Source organism: Gardnerella sp. CCPDSM (genome assembly GCF_056754715.1).
In genome coordinates this window covers 163,642-185,837 of the sequence record NZ_JBQEQO010000002.1, presented here as the reverse complement: position 1 = coordinate 185,837, position 22,196 = coordinate 163,642, and the positions used below count along the sequence as shown (strand labels likewise).

The 22,196-nt window shown below is 45.3% G+C and carries 13 protein-coding genes; all 13 read right to left on the bottom strand.

From position 1 onward, the window contains the following. Positions 1-197 precede the first annotated feature (197 nt). Positions 198-5,963, bottom strand: coding sequence for a peptidase (locus ACTJLE_RS01990; protein ID WP_481267211.1), 5,766 nt, complete (start codon positions 5,961-5,963; stop codon positions 198-200). Positions 5,964-6,425: 462 nt separating this feature from the next. Then, complete coding sequence (gene metF, locus ACTJLE_RS01985; RefSeq protein ID WP_481267210.1) at positions 6,426-7,280, bottom strand: methylenetetrahydrofolate reductase [NAD(P)H]; 855 nt, start codon at positions 7,278-7,280, stop codon at positions 6,426-6,428. 3 nt (positions 7,281-7,283) lie between these two features. Continuing rightward, a complete protein-coding gene (metE, locus tag ACTJLE_RS01980; RefSeq protein WP_481267267.1) occupies positions 7,284-9,626 on the bottom strand; it encodes a 5-methyltetrahydropteroyltriglutamate--homocysteine S-methyltransferase in 2,343 nt (780 codons plus the stop codon). 605 nt (positions 9,627-10,231) lie between these two features. Continuing rightward, positions 10,232-10,789 (bottom strand): SixA phosphatase family protein, encoded by a 558-nt coding sequence (locus ACTJLE_RS01975; RefSeq protein WP_481267209.1) that lies wholly within the window; start codon positions 10,787-10,789, stop codon positions 10,232-10,234. A gap of 9 nt (positions 10,790-10,798) precedes the next feature. After that, positions 10,799-11,923: a tRNA (adenine-N1)-methyltransferase gene (locus tag ACTJLE_RS01970; RefSeq protein WP_481267208.1), complete on the bottom strand. Its 1,125-nt coding sequence runs from the start codon at positions 11,921-11,923 to the stop codon at positions 10,799-10,801. A gap of 44 nt (positions 11,924-11,967) precedes the next feature. Continuing rightward, positions 11,968-13,011 carry a tRNA (adenosine(37)-N6)-threonylcarbamoyltransferase complex transferase subunit TsaD gene (gene tsaD, locus ACTJLE_RS01965; RefSeq protein WP_004106430.1) on the bottom strand — a complete coding sequence of 348 codons (1,044 nt, stop codon included), beginning with the start codon at positions 13,009-13,011 and terminating at the stop codon, positions 11,968-11,970. A gap of 1 nt (position 13,012) precedes the next feature. Further along, positions 13,013-13,543 carry a ribosomal protein S18-alanine N-acetyltransferase gene (rimI, locus tag ACTJLE_RS01960; protein ID WP_481267207.1) on the bottom strand — a complete coding sequence of 177 codons (531 nt, stop codon included), beginning with the start codon at positions 13,541-13,543 and terminating at the stop codon, positions 13,013-13,015. Positions 13,544-13,568: 25 nt separating this feature from the next. Beyond that, positions 13,569-14,417, bottom strand: a complete 849-nt coding sequence (gene tsaB, locus ACTJLE_RS01955) for a tRNA (adenosine(37)-N6)-threonylcarbamoyltransferase complex dimerization subunit type 1 TsaB (protein WP_481267206.1) — start codon at positions 14,415-14,417, stop codon at positions 13,569-13,571. 98 nt (positions 14,418-14,515) lie between these two features. Continuing rightward, the gene (tsaE, locus tag ACTJLE_RS01950) at positions 14,516-15,076 is read right to left on the bottom strand and encodes a tRNA (adenosine(37)-N6)-threonylcarbamoyltransferase complex ATPase subunit type 1 TsaE (protein ID WP_481267205.1); all 561 of its coding nucleotides are present in this window, start codon (positions 15,074-15,076) and stop codon (positions 14,516-14,518) included. A gap of 81 nt (positions 15,077-15,157) precedes the next feature. Then, positions 15,158-16,174 carry a DNA polymerase III subunit delta gene (holA, locus tag ACTJLE_RS01945; RefSeq protein ID WP_481267204.1) on the bottom strand — a complete coding sequence of 339 codons (1,017 nt, stop codon included), beginning with the start codon at positions 16,172-16,174 and terminating at the stop codon, positions 15,158-15,160. Positions 16,175-16,261: 87 nt separating this feature from the next. Beyond that, the gene (locus ACTJLE_RS01940; RefSeq protein ID WP_481267203.1) at positions 16,262-18,031 is read right to left on the bottom strand and encodes a ComEC/Rec2 family competence protein; all 1,770 of its coding nucleotides are present in this window, start codon (positions 18,029-18,031) and stop codon (positions 16,262-16,264) included. A gap of 7 nt (positions 18,032-18,038) precedes the next feature. Continuing rightward, positions 18,039-18,800, bottom strand: coding sequence for a ComEA family DNA-binding protein (locus ACTJLE_RS01935; protein WP_481267202.1), 762 nt, complete (start codon positions 18,798-18,800; stop codon positions 18,039-18,041). A gap of 397 nt (positions 18,801-19,197) precedes the next feature. Next, positions 19,198-22,182: a leucine--tRNA ligase gene (gene leuS, locus ACTJLE_RS01930; RefSeq protein WP_481267201.1), complete on the bottom strand. Its 2,985-nt coding sequence runs from the start codon at positions 22,180-22,182 to the stop codon at positions 19,198-19,200. Between the last annotated feature and the right edge of the window lie 14 nt (positions 22,183-22,196).

Here is a 22,196-nt window from a genome sequence, read left to right as displayed (position 1 = left end):
CGAAGGACGCTCGCACTATAAGCGCTCGCTGCTGAGCTTGCACGGAAAGTCCACTGGACTTTCCGTCTGAGCAAGCTCACGCTCCGAGTTGCTTTCGCGCGCTACGCTCTGAGCGCGAAAGCAGGTCATCGCGCAAATAAAAAATGCCAGCGCAAGCCATAAAATTTAGCTTACGCTGGCAATATATTAATCAAATATTACTTAGTTTTGCGTCTACTAGATTTAACGCCAGCCAAACCGACGCCAGCGAACACTGCAGCAAGAGCCGCGAACAGGCCCGTTGCAGCGCCAGTCTTAGCAACATTGTGAGGTCCAGCACCAGACTGAGACGATTTATCTCCGCCATTAGCTTTACCCTTAGCATCCGCCGAAGCACCAGCACCAGCAGCACCAGACTTAGCATCCGCAGAAGCCGAAGCCGAAGCCGCAGCCGAAGCCGCAGCCGAAGCCTCAGAACCGCTAGCGTTATCCGCATCAGTCAAACCATAACCATAACCGTGACGACCGTAGTAATAGTACCAGTCATAGCCATGCCAATCATAGCGACCAAAGTCATAATCGCCAAAGTCATAGCCATTCCAGCCGTTGCCGTTGCCGTCACCGTCACCGTCGCCAAAGTCATAGCCATCCAAGTCGAAGTCGTAGACATCGAAGTTATAGTAGTCACCAGCATCGTCGTAATCGTATCCACCAATGCCATGCCTTCCAATAAGCTTCTTAACTTCGCGCAACTTACGCAAGGCTTCATCAACCTGAGCTTGAGTTGCGTTCGGATCCTTCAGCACATTGTTGGCTTCATCCAGCATCTTAATATACTTCGCACGCTCATCAGAATTAGCAATAATGTACGAAATCTTGCTGCGGAAGTCAGAATCATCATCAGATTCCTTTTGCAACTCAGCCTTATCCGTACTGTACTTATCTTCAATGGCCTTCTTAGCATCTTTCAGCTTTCGAAGAGCTTCATCAATTTGAGTTTGCGTTGCCTTCGGATCATTCAACACATTGTTAGCATCTTCCAACGCCTTCTTGTATCGAGCAACTTCCGGATTTTCTTTATCGTCCGAAGTTTTAGAAGTCAAAGCATTTTGCACTGCTGGTGTTGCCTTGAAAACACTATGCGTTTCAGCTTCATGCTTCAAATCATCATAATTGGTTTGATACTTTGAATTAATCAAATCCTTAGCATTCTTCAAATCAGTTAACGCTTTGTCAACCTGCTTTTGAGTTGCTTCAGGATCTTTCAGCAAGCGATTAGCTTCATCCAAAGCCTTCTTGTATTGAACAATTTCCGGATTCTTATCGCCAGAGTGTTCAAAAGCATTCGCGAACTCAGGACTCTTAGTGAACTCTTCATCCTTAGCAGCTTCGTCAGTTAAGTCCTTCTTATTCGTGTCATACTTCTTAAGCTCTTCGCGCGCCTTGTTAAGTTCCTTAAGAGCCTCGTTAATTTGCGCTTGAGTTGGCTTATCTGCCAAAGGAGTTTTGTCACTACTATGCTTTTCGAGCAGATCCTTCGCCTTAGCTAAAGCTTTATCGTAATCATGCTTTGCTTTTTGAGCATCTTCAGAAGCATTAGGATCCGACACATTCTTATATGCAGGCTCCTTAGTGCTGTCGATTTTTGCAGACTCGTCCAGCTTAGTAACATCCGTACCGTACTCGTCTTGAATCTTCTTACGAGCATCGTCCAGCTTCTTATTAGCTTCGTCCACTTGCTTTTGAGTCGACTTAGGATCGTTCGCAACCTTCTTTGCTTCTTCTAACGCATCGTCATACGCTTTCTTTGCAGGCGTCTTAGAATTATCGGTTACCTTAGTTCCATCATTCGTGTAGTCCGTGTCAGAAGAGTTCTTGTAAGAAGGATCTTTCTTCGTGTCCGAATCGGTGTCAATCGACTTCTTCAAAGCATCCGTCTTAGTTGCGTACTTTTGCAAATCCTTGCGAGCTTTATCGAGATTCTCCAAAGCTTTGTCAACATCGCTTTGCAAAGCGCGACCATCAGCATGCTTTTGTACGCCGTCAAGGAAGTCCTTGTCGTCGACATTCTTATCCGTATTCTTCTTTTCGTTAGGTATTACGTTTCCGTTTTCGTCAACGTCTTTATCTAACTTATTTCCGAGTACTTTCTTAGCTTCTTCAAGCGCGTCGTCGTAAGCTTTCTTCGCTTTCTTTGCTTCGTCAGAAGCGTTTTCATCCGAAACGTTTGAGTATGCAGGATCATCTTTAGTAGCTTTATCGTCGTCTACTGAAGCCTTAAGCTTAGTAGCGTCGGTATTGTACTTTTCGATTACTTTACGAGCTTTGTCAAGAGCATCCTTTGCCTTATCAATCTCATCCTTATCGATATTGGCGTGAGGATCCTTTGCAAGCTTATTCTTAATAGCTTTCGCTTTTTCGTAAGCTTCGTTGTAATCCTTGAATGCTTGAGCCGCGTCCGCATCTCCATTATTCGCCTTATCTTTAGCGTTGAAGTATGCAGGAAGCTTATTGCCAGCAAAGTTATCTGCAACAGTCTTAGTAATATCCGTCGGATCGCTAGAAAGCTTATGCAAGTCGTCTTCTGCTTTCTTGAGATTATCAAGCGCTTCGTCAACTTGCTTTTGAGTTGCCTTTGGATCCTTAAGAACATTATTAGCATCTGCAAGCGCCTTGTCGTAAGCATCCGCGTATCCTAACGCAGTATCCTTATCGACTCCGTTTAAGCTTTCGCCATCCTTAAGCTTCTTAGCGTTGCGGTAGAACACGCTTGCAGATTCAAGATCGTCAGCTTTGTCGTTATCGTGGCTCTGCTGTACTTGAGCGTCAAGAAGCTTCTTGTTGGTTTCGCGCTTATCGAGCGCTTCCTTTGCTTCCTTAAGCTTATCTGCAGCAGTATCTGCTTCCTTCTGAGAAGCGTTAGAATCTTTAGCTACGTCCGCAGCTTTCTTTATAGCATCGTCGTAAGCTTTACGCTCTTCGTCAGTAGCGTTCTGGTAGCGAGGATCAGCATCAGAATGGTCATCCTTAGTGCCAGTATCAATTCCGCTATTAGTATTGACTGATTCGTCAAGCTTGTCTTTGTTTGTAGCAAACTCGTCAAGAGCTTTGCGAGCCTTGTCGAGAGTATCTCTTGCTGCATCAACTTGCTTTTGTGTAGCGTTAGGATTTGCTACCAACTTTTGTGCTTCTGCTAAAGCGTCGTCGTAAGCTTTCTTAGCTTCCTTAGCTTTCTCATTCTTAGCATCATCCGGCTTGCCGTCAGGAGTCTTAAACGAGTCACCGTCCAAATTCTTGTATTTGTCGGTTGCTTGTGTTCCGCTATTAGCGTCGTCACCATGCTCTTTAACAGAATCTTGCAAAGGATTCTTATCGGTTGGATCACCGTTAAGATCCTTTCGAGCTTTATCGAGCTTAAGCGTAACGTTATCAATTTTCGCTTGAAGTTCCGGATTCTTCTTAATATCTTCGTCGCTATTCTTTTGAGCTTCTTCAGATACCTTCTTAGCTTCAGCTAAAGCGTCGTCGTAAGCTTTTTGAAGCTCAGAATCAGCATTGTAATACGTTGGATCCGTAGGCGTTCCATCTGGCAAAGTCTTGTTCTTATCAACGGAAGCGATTAAGTCCTGCTTCTTGTTCTTCGTTTGAGGAACGAACAGAATATTAATTGCTTTAGACGTATTGTAAACGTGCTTGCCTTTGTCGTATACACCCATGTAGAAATACGGATGGTACGGATCCACAAACAGACGCGCCTTGTATACTTTGCCTTCCTTTGCAGCAACTGTTACCGACTCGCTATCTTTGTCGAAGCTGTACTTTCCAGCCTTCGACTCGGACTCGCTCATCTTTTCTCCAGAATTTGCTACAGCAACACCCGGCTCATTAGCGCCACCTGGAGTTTGAGAAACTATATCGAGAACTCCAATCGGCTCGTTGTTTTCGTCTATGAAGAAATTAACGTGAGAATACTTAGCTTTACCCTTCGTACCTTCACGACTAAAGTTAAAGCGGTCGGAACCATCGAGGTCTCGCAAACCTTTAGAAGCCAAATCTCCCTTAGGTGTTGCTTTGAGCATCCTAATCAAATCGTTAGTATTAAATACAGTTCCTAGCGAAGAATCGTAACGATAAATAAGCGTCTTGTGGTCTTCACTCCACTCCAAGCCTTCGTCGCTGTCACGGCCTTTAAGCTTTGTATCAGTAAATTGCACATCGTAATCTTTGCGCAAATCAACAAAACGCGTAATCTTATTATTTCGAATATCCGACTTAAACGAACCAACAGCTTTGTCTGTATTAATATTAACGGTAATAGTATTTTCATCAATACCGTTACTAACACCCCTCCTGTCGTCGTATTTATTGACTGTTAGCTCTTCCTTAGGATAGAAGTTCAAAGTAATCTGATCTACGCTAGTAAGACCGAGCTTATCATTGTTCTTATTTGCTTCGAAAATAGCTTGCTTAATTCGAGCAACATCATCCTTCGAATATGCAATCGGGCTATAAACAGGCACAGCGTTTTCGCCAGAAGGTAGCTCAATATCTCCATCTTGCAAGTGCAAGCGCTTCTTCATAACCAGCGCATCTTTGCTAATAACAGGAGGATTCTGCTGGAATAGATTATCGAAGTTGATTGTAGCGTTACCTTCGCTGTCTACGCTAACTTTACTTGCGTCAATATGATTCTTTTCAGCAACGCGCTTTGCAATAGCATTCCTGTCGTCAGCAGTAAGATTATTTGGATTTTCTACTTCCAGCTTTTCAATACGATCGTCGTAACGAACTACAGTAAGCGGTATTGCTGGGGACTTTACACCAAGATCCGTAACCATGTAGGTATTAAGAGTGTTCGAACCAAGCGCATAGTCGTCGCCATTTTTAGTGTTGATTTTGGAGAACATGTCGCCGTCGTATGCGCCCATGTTTTCCGGAATTTTTGCGTCAACCGTGTCTGGAGTGTTGTTCACAGTATTTTCGTCAATGCGCAAGCCAACACCCCCTGACTTACTTTGTGAAACAATCTGTTCAGCTACACTACCACCAGACTTGTGATCAGTTGGAAGATTCACTGCTTCGTGAAGCATTTTGCGTATAGTATCTGCCGAAAGGCGCTCGTTATACTTTAATACGATTGATTTTGCAACCTTTGGCGGCACAAGAGTTGCGGTACGGAAGTTATTAGAAGTTGCGTTGTGCTGCAAATCACCTTGGTTGTAATAAAGGAAGATCGAGCGGTTTGCGCAATAACCTTGGCCTGACGAGATTCCAGCATCCCTAAACGGCTGATTCATAATCAAATCTGCACTGCCGTCAGGATTCTTTTTGAACTCGTAAATTCCAGAATACTTCTGATGCATTGAGTCTACGCGATCGGAATCATACTCAATTATGCCCGTGTATGCAGCTTCCTCATCAGTATTAATACCATCTCTCGAATCCGGCAAAATCACAACGCGCTGAACCGACTTTCCATCTTCTGACTTTGGAAGATGATACACGATTTTTTGCTGAGAAAGAGCCGTATCAAAAGTGTTGCTTGGAGTTGCCCATCCGTAAACGTTTGGCATTGACTTGGAGAAGTCTACTTCGTTAGGTTTCTTTTCTTCTCCTGCTCTGTCTTCTTCTGCAGATTTATTAGCACTAGCTTCATTACCAGACCCGTCACTTTGCGAATCATCCAAATCAATTCCCGACAAATCTATATCATCAAATGAAATATCGTCGTTTGATTCTGAATTATTATTTTTACTATCATCAGATTGATTATTTTGTGACGAATTATTAAGAGAAGAAGCATCAGTTTCCGCAGCCATTGCAGGAGTTGCACCAAAAGCGAACGCTGCACCAGCTAACACGCCTGCTGCACCAACTGTTAAAGCAGCCACTTTGCGTGCCTTCACAGCTTTCGAAATTGCGTTGCTTACTGCAGCATCCAATGTAACCTTGCGTGCATGCCTTCTAGAATTTGAATTAGTCATGATGTACCTCCTTAATACCAATTTCTCTCTAAACAAGTCTTTGTGAATTTATTAGTGAAGAGTTTTATGTAGTAATCAAACGCTGATTGAACTACGATCAAATACACATATAAAACTTCTACTCAGCTTTCAAAAGCACGAATCCATTGTTGAGATTTATACTCAATAATACTGAATATACGAATATTTTGCAATGTATTTGTTATGATGTATAGAACATGAAGCCCCCCCCCCAGCGGCTTCATTTCAACCCTTTTTCAGATTTTCGAGACAGAACTTTCATAACAAATGTAAGCTAGATTACGTTTTTAACGGCGATTCTAAACACATGTTTAGAATAAATTGTATCTATTTTATGCATATATGCATTTTTGCGCATTTATATACAGTCGCACAAATAAAATATATCTCGTAAACGCGCTTAACATGCACGCTTACGAGATAATGCTCAAAAGCCGCAAACTACCCAATCTTCGTAAAAAGCGGCTTCACATTCGACCAAATTCTGCGCGCAACACCTGGATGATTCATCGTATACAAATGAATACCATCAACGCCTTCAGCAATTAAATCGTTAATCTGCTGCGAAGCAAAAATACTGCCTGCATCTCGCAAGCACTCAGCATTACTTCCCCAACGATCCATCATTGCGGAAACTTGCGAAGTAATTCGAGACGCACACAAGCTAGTCATGCGCTTAACTTGCGAAGCGTTCGCAACAGGCATCACGCCAGCTTCAATCGGCACGTTAATGCCAGCTGCGCGAGCTAAATCACGAAAACGCAAAAAATCCTCGTTATCGTAAAAAAGTTGCGAAATTAAATGCGTAACACCCGCATCAACTTTGCGCTTAAGATTCTCAATATCCGCCTGCAAACTTTCCGCTTCAGGATGCTTCTCCGGGTAACAAGCGCCCAAAATCGGCAAATCCGGGCGCTTGGAACGAATGTAGGAAACCAAGTCGCTAGCGTGCTCAAAAACGCCTGCAGCCTCTTGGCCCGCAATCACGTCGCCACGCAAAGCCAAAACGCCGGAAACACCAGCATTATCAAACATTTCCAAAGCTTCATCAACAGCATCGTAATCAATGTAGCGAGCTGTTAAATGAGCAACCGCGTCAATGCCATATTCGGAGCGAATCGTATGAGCAATACGCGCAGTAGCAGTGCGATCCTGCAGCTTTCCAGTGCCGTAAGTAACCGAAATAAAATCCGGGTCAAGACCCTTCAAGCCATCCAAAGTATCGTAAATAGTACCAATAGGAGATGTGCGCTTAGGTGGAAAAACTTCCAGCGAAAACTTCGGTTTATAAGCCACAACTCACCCCCTGCTCGGCTGATCGATTAGCTTGTTATCTTGCAATTCTTCCCGAACCTCTTTAGCAGCAGCAACAAGATTCTCCAAGCTCGGCCAAGTTTCAGCGTCGCCACGAGTTTTAAGACCGCAATCCGGGTTAATCCAAAGCTTTTGAGCAGGCATCTTACGCAAAATCTCGTGAATACGCTCCACAAGCTCCGCCTTACCAGGAACGCGAGGAGAATGAATGTCGTAAACGCCAGGGCCAGCCTCAGTTTCAAAATGCGCGTCGTGAATAGCGTCAAGCACAACCAAGTCGCCGCGAGAAGCCTCGAAAGAAATCACATCCGCATCCATAGCATCAATGTCACGAATAATGTCATTAAACTCCGAATAGCACATATGCGTGTGAATTTGCGTAGTCGCAGCAACTGCAGAATGAACAAGACGGAAAGCAGAAATCGCCCAATCCAAATACTTCTTATGCCAATCAGAACGACGAAGCGGCAACTTTTCGCGCAAAGCAGCCTCATCAATCTGAATCACACGAATACCAGCGCGCTCCAAATCCAACACTTCATCGCGAATAGCAAGAGCCAACTGCTGAGTCTGCTGCTCGTGAGTAATATCCTCGCGAGGCCAAGACCAGTTAAGAATCGTCACAGGGCCTGTAAGCATGCCCTTAACAACGCGATTCGTGCAGCTTTGAGCATAAGCACTCCACTCCACAGTAATTGCGGACTCGCGAGAAACATCCGACCACACGATTGGAGGCTTCACGCAGCGAGTGCCATAAGACTGCACCCAAGCGTTCTTCGTAAACTTAAAGCCGCGCAAATGCTGGCCGAAATATTCAACCATGTCGTTGCGCTCAAACTCGCCATGCACAAGCACATCCAAGCCAATTTGCTCCTGATGCTCAATGCACTTGGCAATACGATCGCGCATAAACTCGTCATAATCTTCGCGCGAAATCTCAGCTTTTCGAAGAGCGGCACGAGCGTTACGAATATCCTTAGTTTGCGGGAAGGAACCAATAGTAGTCGTTGGCAAATCCGGCAAGCCAAGCGCTTCCTTTTGCAAACGCTGACGTTCCGCCCTTTCCGGCAGTCGCACAAAATCAGAATCCTTAAGATTCGAAAGACGATTAGCAACAGCAGCATCCGCCTTCACGCGCGAACCGTCGAACAAAGCCTGATTTTTCGCCAAAACGTTACTTGATTTGCGATTTTCGTCACTTTCTGCAGAAAGATTGGCAATATCGCGAATCTCCTGCAACTTTTCAACAGCAAAAGCAAAATGCTGCAAAACGTCTGCACCCAAAGCATCCTCACCAAAAGTGCTGAAAGGCACGTGAAGAAGCGAGCAAGCAGAAGAAACAGCTACGCGATCCGTAATATTCTCACGCAAAGCATCAATAAGCCCAAGGCTCACAGCATAATCGTTACGCCAAATATTGCGGCCGTTCACAACGCCAGCAAAAAGCGTAGTCTTATCGTTCACACCATAGCGCTCAATGGCTGCAAGATTTTCGTCCTTGCCTTCCACCAAATCAACACCAACGCCGTCAAAACCAAGATTATTCACAGTCTCGTAAGCGTCAGCAATATTGCCAAAATAAGTGTTAAGAAGAAGCTTAACTTCTGCGCCCCTAGCATCAAGCAAAGGCTTATACAAAGCTTCAAAAAGCTCCAAATCGCCTTCTTCTTTATCCAAAGCCAAATAAGGCTCATCAAACTGCAACCAGGTTGCGTGAAGCTCACCAAAACGCTTAACAATACTCACATAAGCGTTACTTAACGCCGAAATCACAGACTCAGTTACTTCCAACTCCTGAGCTTCAGGCGTACGAGCCAACTTCAAGAATGTGTACGGGCCAATCAGCACAGGCTTCGTTTCCAAACCCTGCGCGCGAGCCTCCAAAAACTCGTCAAAAGGCTTAGTTCCAGCCAAATGCAAGCCTTCCGGATTCTCAACTTCCGGCACAATATAGTGGTAGTTCGTAGTAAACCACTTCTTCATCGGCAACGCCGTCACATCGCCGCGCTCACCCTGGTAGCCGCGCGCAATAGCAAAAAGCGTATCCTCAGCATGCTCAAAATTCAAAGCATTATAACGCTCCGGCACAGCACCAAGCAGAATAGCCGTATCAAGCATTTGATCATAGTAGCTAAAATCATTACTTGGAATTAAATCAATCCCAGCTTCCGCTTGCAAACGCCAATGCTTAGCGCGCAAAGATTGAGCAACCTCACGCACTTCATCCAAAGAAGCATCCTGCTTCCAGTAACGCTCAATAATCTTCTTCAATTCACGATTAGCGCCAATACGTGGGAAACCCGACACCGAAGTTAGGACCGTAGACATGTACCCTCCAAAAATTTCTTTTCGACTCACATTTTGTTTCTTTCAACTTGCTTTAGCCTAGCAAAGAAATGCGCAATTGTGGTCATTAAAGAACTTGGGGTGTCGTTATAAGCTTAATTTATATGCTTAATTTCGTGTATTTAGTAACTAATCAGTTGTAAGCAATGGAAATTACTAGCGCGCCGTCTTGATTAACGTGGCGCGAGTTTTGGGGGATTTCTCTCCTCGTACGTCCCGTCCTTCGTGCGCTCTGGCTGCTAAAAGAGTTTAGTGTGTTCGCCTATCTTTAAAGAATGTAGCTTCTCAGTCCTCTTTTAGTACTCGTAGAGAAATCCCCCAAACTCTGCGTGCTAACCATTAATAACCTCATTCAATCGCAGAGATTTTTCGATTTTTCTTCTTCGCTTGGCGAATCAGCAGCCTTCGGCTCTGACGTTCGCCGCGCTCTGTGCGAAAAATCTCAAATCTCTACCACACTGGTATTCGTACACTAAAGTCACGAAATTAAGCTACGGGTAGGTGCGCGGCGGGATTTTTATGGAACAGTGTGTGCAGCAGCAACAATGCTAGTGTTCCTTGAACAACAGGAATCAGAGTGTTATTAACTACTCGAAGGATTTGGGGGTGAGGATTGCGAGGGCCGTGGCGCCGCGCAAGCCGCAAGTTGCGAATGGACGATCAGACACAAGCACCACAACAGCTGCATTAGCAAGCCCCAAACGCATCGCCCCAAGCACATCCGGATCCGAATCCGGCGAAGAAAGCCACTGCGCAGCCATCGACATCGTTGGCTCATGCCCAACAATCATCGTCGTATGAACATCGCTTCGAACCGCTTGCAACTCGTCCATAACCGATTGCATGCCACCATCGTAAAGACTTTTGCGCGACTCAACCACAGGCGCATCACCAAAACGCTTCAACATTCTCTTCAAAGTTTGCTCAGTGCGGTTCGCGCTAGAACACACAATATAATCCGGCACAAGCTTCAAAGATTCCAAGCCCTTTGCCATAATTTTCGCCTGCTTCAAGCCCTTATCTGTAAGATCACGACCCCAATCGTCGCCCATTTGAGGAGCTTCAGCTTTAGCATGACGCATCAGCAATAAAACGTACTTACTATGGTGTGCTTTTTTCATAAGCTTTTTCATTGGTGATGCCATAATACTCTCCTACTTAGCTTGAGTATGCTCTATTTCTTGCGATTGCGAATCTTGCGGCAATTGCGCAAGTTGCACATCTAAATCGCGCAAAACTTTACGCAATTTACGATCCGAAATATCACGCAAAGACAAGTCTTCCAACTGCTCAGCGCGCTCTTCGGCTGTCATATCGTCAATATCGCTAACTGTATCTTTAGTGCCATGCTCGCGCTTTTTCAAAGCTGTAAAACCTTCAGCCATTGCGCGCGAAACAATCAAAAATCCCGTGTGACCAATCATCGCGTGATCCGGTCGCACAGCCAAACCTTGCGCTTTCCACGTGCGTTCAAGCGTTTCCTGAATCTCCGGCTCAGTCCACACGCCGCTTTCTCGCAAAGCTTCAGCCATTCGAGACATTTGCGTAGTAGTCGTCACATACGCAATAAGCACACCGCCCGGCACAATAACGCGATGCGCTTGTTCAAGTCGATTCCACGGATCAAGCATGTCCAACATAATGCGATCCACGCTGTGCGCGTCTAAAGTTTTTGCAACCGAATCAAAATCGCCAGTAAGCAAATTCCACCATTCTGGTCGCTTTCCGTAGTACAAAGTTGCGTTAGATTCAGCAATTCGCGCAAAATCCGGGCGAAGCTCAATCGTAGTAAGCTTTCCGCACTCCCCAACTGCGTCCAAAAGGCTTAAGCTCATAGCACCGGAGCCTGCGCCCGACTCCAAAACGCGCATTCCGGAGCGAATATCTCCTAAAGCGATTACTTGCGCAATATCTTTCGGATACATAATTTGCGCGCCCCTAGGCATAGAAAGCACGTAATCAACCATGCGCGGTCGCATAACAACGTAATCCCAGCCGCCAATAGCGCGAGCTGCTTTCCAAGGCTTATTGCCAGATTTTGAAAGGTCTTTAGATTCTTGATTTTCGCGTGTTTGTTGAGATTCGCGCTTTGCACTAACAGTAGTTACAACAATTCCTTCGCTTTGGCCAATCACGTCGTCGTGACAAATAAGACCATGCTCAGTTTGCGTAAATCCGCCTGCAACAAGTTGCGCAGTAATTCGCTTACCTTTACGATCAGTGAATTGAATTTTCTCGCCAATTCGTAACACTACACTACGCGAACTACCTGAACGCACTAAACACCTCGCAACTTTAAAACGACTTTTATTATTGCTACTTATTATAAGCTCACAGTGGTAAGAGGCATTGCAGAATCAATAGCAAAGTCAGGCGCGGAAGGACGCACCCCTGCTTCCACCAAATTCACGCCAAGCATTGCAACCATCGCACCGTTGTCTGTGCAAAGCTTAAGCTCCGGCAAACGCACTTCAATTCCATGCTCTTTGCCGCAAGCCAACAAATGCTCGCGAAGCTGCGAATTAGCGGAGAATCCGCCGCCAATCATAAGCGTTTTAGAACCGTACTGCTCGCAGCCCATCATAGCTTTTCTGGAAAGCACTTCCGCCACAGAATTAGCCAAAGAAGCACACACGTCGTCAACTGGAATTTCAAGACCCTGAGCCTCACGCGCTTCAACCCAGCGCGCAACAGCAGTTTTTACACCCGAGAAGCTGAAATCGTAAGGATGCTCTTTTCCGGAACGACCTTGCGTTAAGCCTTGCGGCACTTTCAAAGTATCCGGATTTCCAAGCCTTCCATGCCTATCAATATGAGGGCCGCCCGGGTATGGGAATCCAAGCAAGCGCGCAACTTTGTCGAAGCACTCGCCGGCAGCATCGTCCAAAGTTGTGCCAACAACGTCAATGCTTCTAGCAATATCGTTCACGTGAAGAAGCGAAGTGTGTCCGCCGGAAACAATTAAAGCAAGCACGTCTTCCGGCACGTCACCAAATTGCAATTGCGTTACTGCAATATGCCCGATTACGTGGTTAATTCCGTAAATTGGCTTATTTGCAGCCCAAGCTAGCGCTTTAGCTCCCGAAACGCCCACAGCTAAGCAGCCAGCTAAACCAGGGCCTGCGCTAACTGCAATTGCGTCAACGTCGCTTAAATCCATATTTGCGTCTGCTAAGGCTTTAGAAACAACCGGCACGAAAGCTTCAGCGTGAGCGCGAGAAGCAATTTCCGGAATTACGCCACCGTAGCGCGCGTGCTCCTGCATTGAAGATGCCACCACATTTGACACCAGCGTGCGTCCGCGCACAATAGCTGCGGCAGTTTCGTCGCAAGTTGATTCAATTCCTAATACGATTGCTTCGCTCATTTTATTCCTCAGTTCCGTTATTTTTTGCGGTTAAATCAGCGCACATCGTGTACGCGTCCACGCCTTCCGGCTGATAGTAGCGTTTGCGCAAACCCATTTTCGTAAAACCAAAGCGATTATACAGCTCAAGCGCAGGAACATTGTCAACTCGCACTTCTAGCAGCATGCGTTTGGCACCAATTTTTTCTGCGGTTTTGATCATAGTTGATAAAAGTTCCGACGCTAGGCCTTTTCTTTGATATTTTTTCGCAACTCCGATTGTCATTATTTGCGCATCGTCGCCATCAAACCAGTATCCGGCGTATCCACATAAAGTATTTGAATTTTCGTCAATTTCTGCATAATACGCTCGCATAGGAGCTTGCAATTCTTGCGAAATCATGCGCTCATTCCACGAGCCTTTGCCAAATAATTCGGCTTCGATAGGCGCTATTTTTTGCGCTAAATCATCGCACGTAAAATCGCATTTCTGCACTATATTGCAATTTTCGACTACTGCTGGAAATTTAGAATGCGTTATATCAACAATCATAATTACTCAAATCGTTAAAACGCTTCTATTTTTCTTTGGCTTTATTTGCCACTCCCGAGCCAAGCACATGCTTAAGCGGATTCGGCACGGAAACGTCCGGACGGCGCAAATACAGCGGCTCAACAGCTTTTACGCGCTCATTCTCGTCGGAGCAATGCTCAGCGCATTCTAAAGCGCACTGTTCGAAAATTTGCAAACCTTGTATACCCAAGTCAAGCGCGCAAACTTCTGCAATAACGCCAACGTGAGCAATATTTTGCCAATCTTCAACGTATTTTTTAGAGCCGTGACCAAGCACGTCAACGCAATAATTTTCGCTAGTTTTGCTTGCTAAATACTCGTTTACGCGAGACACAACATTCTGCGGATAGTCAATATCCATATCGATTAACGCATTTCCTTCGCAGTCATACAAAGCCATGTACACTTGGCGGCGACGCGCATCGTTTAGTGAAAGAACGTAATGATGAACAGTCGAATCGCAAGAATCGCAAGAAGTAGCAGAATTCGTAAGTTTTAGTAGCAAATCCTTTTCTATAACGCCATTTTTGCGAGCTTTTTCAAACGCACCAGAGCGCATCATCAAACTTTGAGGAAGAAGACTATCGCAGCCCAAAATTTGTGCGTTATTTGCGAAAGCGATTGCTTTTGCTGCAACTAATCCTGCGCGAAGTCCCGTAAAAGGAGCAGGTCCTACTCCCACAACCACGCGATCAATATCCGAAGGCTTAAGCCCCGCATTTTCCACAACTTTCGCAATATTTACTTGCAAACGCTCAACGTGAGTGCGAGAGTCGGTTTCAACAATCGGCTCATTGCCCACAATTCCAACAGTAGAACCAAATGAAGTGTCAATAATCAGCGTATTACTCATGTTTATTCCTCGAAGTCACGTACCCGACTAGCTTACTCGCTTAGCACAACTTGCGTTATTTACTTGCGTTTATTGCGATATTTATTGCGCATTTCTAATTACAATTTTTCAATTCGATTAAGCCAATCTTTACCAACAGCTTTTAAAGTTACGATTCGCTCGCCGTCGCTAGTAAAGTCGTCAACTTGCGAAGCCTCAACAGGCCTTTCAATATGAACTTCTAAGCGCTCAGATGCCAGCACTCCAGCCATTTGCTCACCCCACTCCATAAGCACAACAGTGCCATCTCCCGGCTCTTCCAAAGCTTCGTCAAGACCCAAAGATTCAAGCTCGTCAAGCAAACGCGAAACAGTATCTTGACCCGGAGCAAAATCTTCGCCACCCAAACGGTAAGCATCAACGTGAATTAGCGTTGCAGGCTTACCATCCGCAAAAGTGCCGTGCAATTCGCGCGCAATCGTAAAAGTTGGAGACACAATCGGCTCGCTAATTGAAAGACCTGCTCCAAAACCTTGAGCAAAAGTTGTTTTACCAGCACCAAGAGGACCTGAAAGCAGCAGAACGTCGCCTTCTTTAACAAGTTTTGCTACAGATTTACCAAGCTCGCGCATATTAGTATCCGTAGGCACAGTACGCACTTTTTGCTGTTCTAACACCATTTTGTTAATGCTCTTTCTTTTACGTTTTTTATTTACGATTTTTATTTACGATTTACGATTTGCGATTTTTATTTACGATTCCTAATTTCCGTGAGACGCAATTAGCATAATGCTTTTTTCAAGCGCATAATTTGCGTCACTAGCACCACCTTTGCACTGCTCATCCGCCCATGCTAAGGATTGAAAACATTTAGAAATACCCTCACTATTCCACCCAGGAAGTTGACGCATTGCCATCTTAAGCGCCCACGGGTTTACTTTCGCTTCAGCACTAGAAATCGTGCCGTTACGAACCGCCATTGCGAGCGCAATAAAACGAATTTTTGCAGCCAATGAACCGATTAACGCTATTGGCTCCACTCCTTGCGAAACTGCAGTGCGCGCTGCAAGAACCGCAGATCCCGCATGACCTGTAACTGCTTTGTCTGCAACGAAAAAGCCCGTAACTTGCGGATCTGCAAGCAAATAGCGGTCAACAATATCAAGAGTTATTGGATTATCGTCATAATCGAAACATAATTGCGAGCATAATGCTGCAAGCTCTCCTGTTTTACCGCCCAAAACTGCCACAAGTCGTTGCGCTGCTTGAGGCTCAATATTGCGCTTATTTTTCTCAAATATGCTTACTACAAAATTAAGTTTTGCATCGTCTTTTTTAAGATCCGGCACAGTAATTGTGTTTGCGCCAGCTTTTGTAAGACGCGTAATAATAGATTTTCCTTTAAGACCACCTTCGTGGCGCGCAATAACCCAGGTTGAGGAAGATTCTGCAAAATTATTTTCGCTATTTTCGCTATTTTCGCTATTTTTCGCTTGTTTGCAGAATTTTTCGATTGCTTCTACTAAAGTTTCATCCGCACTTTGCAAATCGTTAATAAGCACAATTGTGCCGTCGCCAAAAAGCGAAGGACCTGTAGCTTCATCAAACGCATACTTATCTGCACTAGATGCGTCAAGCTCAATAATTTCAGCATCCGGAGCACTTTGCTGTATTTTTTCGCGCAAAGTTCGAGCGTTAAGCTCGTTTAAGTAATCATCCCCTCCAACTACAAGAGTCACAGGCATAACACGTTCCGCACGCTTACTACTTGCTGCCATAATGCTCCTTAACGCCCCTTAATTTCCAACTTTTACCAATCATAATATTGCACACGAATATGCGCGCATGTTCATTCATCGGCATATTCATTCCTCGAAAATTTTCGAAGCATCCTCCACCATGCGCTTTCCCGAAGAAGCCCAAAGTTGCCCAATTATGCTCATTCGCTGCACATAAGCTCGATTGTGAAAAACGCGAAAAGCAATCATAAAAGCAGCAAAAAGTGCCACTTCCACACCAACCATAAGCCAAGCACCTGCAGAACCTTTCATCCACGGGAAAACCCCAAAAGCCGCTTCATCGCACAAATAAGCGCATTTTTCCATAAAGTTAGTTCCAATTGACGAAGCTCTGGCAAAAATAAGCGACAATCCTTCACTAAAACTTGCGCAAGTAAGCGAAATTAATCCGCAAACGGTTGCCCAATCCATAAGAGGAGCAACGATTAAATTCGCGGGAACAGACATAAACGAAACTTCCGGTTGCATAAGAATTTGCACAGGCATTGTCCACAATTGTGCAGCAAAAGTTATAGAAAGTGCTGAAGAAATCCAGTTTGGCATATATTTCGAAAGTATTTTCGTAGCCGGCACTCCCATAACCACAATTCCCAATGTTGCTGCAGAAGAAAGCGCGAAGGCATAATCCCAAGCGTATGAAGGGTTCACCACAAGCACGCCTATAACAGTCCAACTTAGCGCACTTACAGACTGGTATGGTCTTTTGAAGCAAAACGCTACTGCGGCTATTATTCCCATAATTAGCGCTCTGAGCACCGATGCTGAAGGGTAAACTACTGCAGCTAAAAGTATTTGCAGCGCAATTTGCAAAAAAGATGTGAACCATCTAGGAAGCAGCAAGTAAGAGCAACATTTGTAAATAAGCATGCTTAATAGTAAAAAGTGACCGCCTGAAACTGCCATAACATGCATAATTCCTGCGTGCTGAAAATGGTTACGCGTCATCGTTGCGTAAGTTTCATCAATTGGCTCATGCGAACTTGTCTCTTCTGCCTCCACATATTCCTGCCCGAGCATTCCAACAGTTACTCCTGGAACCAGCATGCTTCCTTGCGCATCAAGCTTTCCGGTTACGTTATGAAAAGACTGCCATAATGCGGTTAAAGATTTGTGAAAAATATCCGCGCTTTTAGTAATTACTAAAGAATTTTGCGATTTTGAAATATAAATTTCTGGTTTATTGTAATCAAAATGCGAAGATTTAATGCTTACCGGCACGCGCACGCTAGATCCGTAATCGAGCCGCTTGCATATTGGCGAATACGCGTAAAATTTCGCTTGAACGTAGCTTATTTGCCCAGCAAATTTATGCACTTGAGCTACAGCTTGACAATCTCCCATAAAACTTTTAGAAGTGCGAAGTGGCGTAATTATTGTAAATTCAGCAACGCGATCAGATTTTTCGGCGCTACTTTCAGCATGTGCTGTTTTAACTCCAGTTTCCGCATGTATTTCGCGCATCACAACGTCATTAGAAATTACGCATTGCGTTACGTAAGTAATTGCGCATGCGGCTATGCAAAAGCATGCAGTAAGCGAAATTGTGCGATTCCAAGTGAATAATTTACAGCGCATACTTTTTAGCAAATTAACCAGTGTTGTAGTGCGCCTGTTAGCACAATGCTTCACATTCTTAGCAAAAATACGCAATAATATCCACGCAAATGCCAACAAAATAAGTATTACTACTGCGCTAGCAATAATTACGTTCGCTCCGTAAAAACTATAAGTTTCCCAGAAAAACCTTCCAAGCAAGCAGCCAGCCCAGCAAGCGATTGCCACCGGCAGCATGCGAAAATCGCGGCTTCCGCGAACTCGTTGCAAATCATCACACATAATGCACCTAACTCACATACACAATTCCGCGAAACTTGTTCAAAGTTTTAGGACCGATGCCCTTGATTTGCAGCAAATCTTCTAAACTTTTAAAACTTCCTACTCTTTTTCGCTGAGCAATAATTCGTTCAGCAGTTTTAGGTCCCACTCCTTTTAAAGTTTGTAGTTGCGTAAGCGTTGCAGTATTTAGATTGATGCGAGAATTGTTGTTTTTACTAAAAGCAGATTTGCTTTCGCTGCTTTCGCTGCTTTCGCTGCTTTCTTTTCTTTCGCTGCTTTCTTTGCTTTCTATAGCTTCGCTGCTTTCGCCACTATCTTGACTTTCGTTACTTTCGCTACTTTCTTGACTTTCATTGCTTTCTTTACTTTTTTTAGAATTACTATTTTCTAAATTCTTAAAAGATTTTTTTGAATAATTAGTATTATTTTTTATTTTTGGCAATAATTCAGACTGATTATTTTGCATTTGCTGATACGTTAGCGATTGCGAAATAAGCATAGTAAGACTTGCACATAATGCCACAACCAGCACAAACATAATCGCCAAAGTATGAATAGGTTTCATATGAAATCTTGCGGAAGATTTGCTGCTTTTTAGCGCGGAGTTAAAAGAATTAAAGTTATTTTTAATATTATTTTCGATATTATTTTCGATATTATTTTCGCTAAAAGCGTCGTTAGAAAATTCAGACAAAGACGAAGCGATTCGCCTATGCGGCAAATAAGTTTTAGGCTCAGGAACCTTGCTCCCCGGCTCGTAATATTCCATGGCATCCCCCAAATTCAAACAATTCCCCAAATTTTGAAGCGATACCTCCCACTATTAACCAACTTTCACACGCTCGCAACAAAAACCACCCTCTGTGGTTAAAACCTTTAACAGCCAAAGCGACTGAAGGAACGCTCGCGCGGTTAACGCGCTCGCTACGAAACTCGCGTTGGAAGTCCACTGGACTTCCAACTTAAGCGAGTTTCCGCTCCGAGTTGCTTTCGCGCGCGCAATGCTGCGCGAAAGCAGGTCGTCGCGCCCGCGCAAACACAAATTTTCCAGCCTCGTCAAAACCAAAAGACTAAATCAGTTACAAAACTCATAGACGATACGCAAGAATAAAAAAGTGCTGTTAGGCGCGAAAAATCGCGCTTAACAGCACTAATTAAGCCGAATTTTACCTCTCGTCAGGCACAATAGACACAATCTTCGGCGCCTTCACAATCACCTTAAGCGGAGCTTTGCCGCCTAAGCGATCTGCAACAGCTTCCAAAGCGAGCTTTTCAAGCTCCGAAGCGTCAATATTCGGGTCAACTTCGAGTTTGGCACGAACTTTGCCCTTGATTTGCACAACAGCTGTTACGGTATCCGCGCCAACGTAGCGAGAATCTGCAACAGGCCAATCGGCGTGAGCAATCGACTTTGCGTGTCCAAGCTTGCTCCACATTTCTTCGCAAATATGCGGCGCAATTGGAGAAAGCATAAGAACCAGAGGCTCAACTGCTGCGCGAGGCACGTGAGGAAGAGAAGTTAAGTGGTTGTTAAGCACAATCAGCTTAGCGATTGCAGTGTTTGGACGCATTGCTTCCATTTCCACAGTCACTTCTGCAATTGTGTTGTTAAGAAGCTTAAGCGTTTTTTCGTCGAGTGCGTCGTCTGTTACTACGCAAGCGCCAGTTTCTTCGTTAACAACGTTACGCCACAAGCGCTGAAGGAAGCGCATGCCGCCAACAACGTTGCGTGTATTCCAAGGGCGAGACTCAGAAAGCGGACCCATGCTCATTTCGTACAAGCGGAACGTGTCTGCACCGTAGTTTTCGTACATGTAGTCTGGCGTCACAATATTCTTTAAGCTCTTGCCCATTTTGCCGAACTCGCGGTTTACTGCCTCGCCATGCCATGTAAAGGTTGGCTCACCAGCGCCGTTTGAAGCGCCTTCTTCAACTTCGTCGGCTGGCACGTACTGTCCGCGCTCATCCGTGTAAGCGTAAGCCTGAATCATGCCCTGGTTAAACAGGCGGTGGAAAGGCTCAGCAGAATCCACGTAACCCAAGTCGTAAAGCGCCTTATGCCAGAACCTTGAGTAAAGCAAGTGCAAAACTGCGTGCTCTACACCACCAACGTAAAGGTCAACGCCGCCAGAAACGTGCTCTTTGCCTGGGCGGTTTGTGCCCATCCAGTAGTCGTATTCGTCGCTGTCAACCATGTGCTCAGCGTCGTTTGGATCCAAGTAGCGCATGTAGTACCAGCAGGAACCAGCCCAGTTTGGCATTGTGTTGGTGTCGCGGTAGTAGGTTTTTACGCCGTCGCCAAGATCGAGTTGAACTTTTACCCAATCATCGTTTCGGCTCAAAGGCGCTTCAGGCTCCGAATTTGCGTCGTCTGGAGCGTAAGTTTTTGGCTGATAATCTGGAACGTCCGGCAAAGCAATTGGAAGCTCGCTATCCGGCACCAAGTGAGCTACACCATCCTCATCATAAACGATTGGGAATGGCTCACCCCAGTAGCGCTGGCGAGAGAACAGCCAGTCGCGAAGTCGGTAAGAAACCCTGCCTTTTCCTACGCCTGCAGCTTCAAGCCAAGTCGTCACCTTTTTAATAGCTTCGTCTACGCGCAAACCGTTAATAGACAATTCGTCACCAAGCTTGTGCGTATGCTCTACTGCAGAGTTGATAACAATTCCGTCGTGAGATACGAAAGGAGCATTTCCTTCGTAGTCTGCTAACTTTTCGTCAGAATCAGGCAAAGGCTCCACAGTGTAGATTACTGGCAAGCCGAATGCTTTTGCGAAATCGTAGTCGCGCTGGTCGCCGCCAGGAACTGCCATAATTGCGCCTGTGCCGTAATCCATAAGCACGTAGTCTGCAGTAAAGAGCGGAAGTTTTGCTCCAGTTACAGGATTAATCGCATAAAGACCAGTGAACAAGCCGGTTTTAGCGCCCGCGTCTTCCGTGCGATCTTTAGCAGTTTTTGCGCGAGCTTGAGCTTGATACTCTGCCAAGCCTTCTTTAAGACTTGCGTATCCGCCCTTCCAGCTTTCTGGAACATCCGCACCCCAAGCTTCTGGCACATGCTCAAGAATTGGGTGGTCTACAGAAACAACCGCAAACGTTGTGCCAAAAAGCGTATCTGGACGAGTTGTGTACACTTCCAAATCGCGCGTTTCGCCGTCTGCGCATGGCACTTCAAAGTGCACGGAAGCGCCGTGAGATTCGCCAATCCAGTTGCGCTGCATAAGCTTAACTTTTTCTGGCCAATCAATAGTGTTCAAATCTTCTACCAAGCGGTGTCCGTAAGCTGTAATTCGCATGGACCATTGGCGAAGGTTGCGTTGGAATACTGGGAAGTTTCCGCGCTCAGACTTTCCTTCTGCAGTAACTTCCTCGTTTGCAAGCACAGTTCCCAAACCTGGGCACCAATTTACAGGAGATTTAGAAATATAAGCAATACGGAAGTCGTTTAAAACGTCCGCCTGCTCTACTTTATTAAGTTCTTCCCACTTTTTGCCGGCAAATCCCGGAATTTCGCGCTTGCCGCTCTTAAACTCGTCAACAAGCTCAGCAATTGGTCGAGCAGAACCTTTTCCGCCGTCTTTGCGCACAAAATCAACGTCATACCAAGCGTCGTAAAGCTTTGAGAAAATCCATTGCGTCCAACGCACATAATTCGTGTCAATTGTTGCAAAAGATCTGCGATCGTCGAAGCTTAAGCCCATGCGATGCAGCTGCCTGCGCATATTTGCAATATTTGCTTCAGTTGTGATGCGTGGATGCTGGCCTGTTTGCACAGCATACTGTTCAGCTGGCAAACCAAAAGCGTCGTAACCCATTGCATGAAGCACGTTTTCACCCTTCATGCGGTGGTAGCGGCTTACCACGTCTGTTGCCAAGTATCCAAGAGGATGCCCAACGTGCAAGCCTTTTCCGGAAGGGTACGGGAACATGTCCATAGCAAAGAAAGAAGGACGACCATCAGCAAGCTTGCCTTCGCCATCCTTCAAATCGCCTTTAACATTAGCAGCCCAGAACGTGCCTTGCTCGTCCCAGGTTTTTTGCCAGCGCTGCTCAATGTCTTGTGCGAGCTGCGCGTTGTAACGAAAAGCTGGCTCAGCAATAGTAGCTTTATTGTCAGCTGTTGCATACTGTTGATCGTTGTCGTTCATACCCTAGGACTATA

Excerpts from the sequence above, each read along its gene's own strand:
- metE (WP_481267267.1), bottom strand. The coding sequence starts at position 9,626 with ATGTCTACGGTCCTAACTTCGGTGTCGGGTTTCCCACGTATTGGCGCT.
- holA (WP_481267204.1), bottom strand. The coding sequence starts at position 16,174 with ATGGCAGCAAGTAGTAAGCGTGCGGAACGTGTTATGCCTGTGACTCTT.
- ACTJLE_RS01975 (WP_481267209.1), bottom strand. The coding sequence starts at position 10,789 with ATGGCATCACCAATGAAAAAGCTTATGAAAAAAGCACACCATAGTAAG.
- tsaD (WP_004106430.1), bottom strand. The coding sequence starts at position 13,011 with ATGAGCGAAGCAATCGTATTAGGAATTGAATCAACTTGCGACGAAACT.
- rimI (WP_481267207.1), bottom strand. The coding sequence starts at position 13,543 with ATGATTGTTGATATAACGCATTCTAAATTTCCAGCAGTAGTCGAAAAT.
- leuS (WP_481267201.1), bottom strand. The coding sequence starts at position 22,182 with ATGAACGACAACGATCAACAGTATGCAACAGCTGACAATAAAGCTACT.
- ACTJLE_RS01935 (WP_481267202.1), bottom strand. The coding sequence starts at position 18,800 with ATGGAATATTACGAGCCGGGGAGCAAGGTTCCTGAGCCTAAAACTTAT.
- tsaB (WP_481267206.1), bottom strand. The coding sequence starts at position 14,417 with ATGAGTAATACGCTGATTATTGACACTTCATTTGGTTCTACTGTTGGA.
- ACTJLE_RS01990 (WP_481267211.1), bottom strand. The coding sequence starts at position 5,963 with ATGACTAATTCAAATTCTAGAAGGCATGCACGCAAGGTTACATTGGAT.
- ACTJLE_RS01940 (WP_481267203.1), bottom strand. The coding sequence starts at position 18,031 with ATGTGTGATGATTTGCAACGAGTTCGCGGAAGCCGCGATTTTCGCATG.
- tsaE (WP_481267205.1), bottom strand. The coding sequence starts at position 15,076 with ATGGTGTTAGAACAGCAAAAAGTGCGTACTGTGCCTACGGATACTAAT.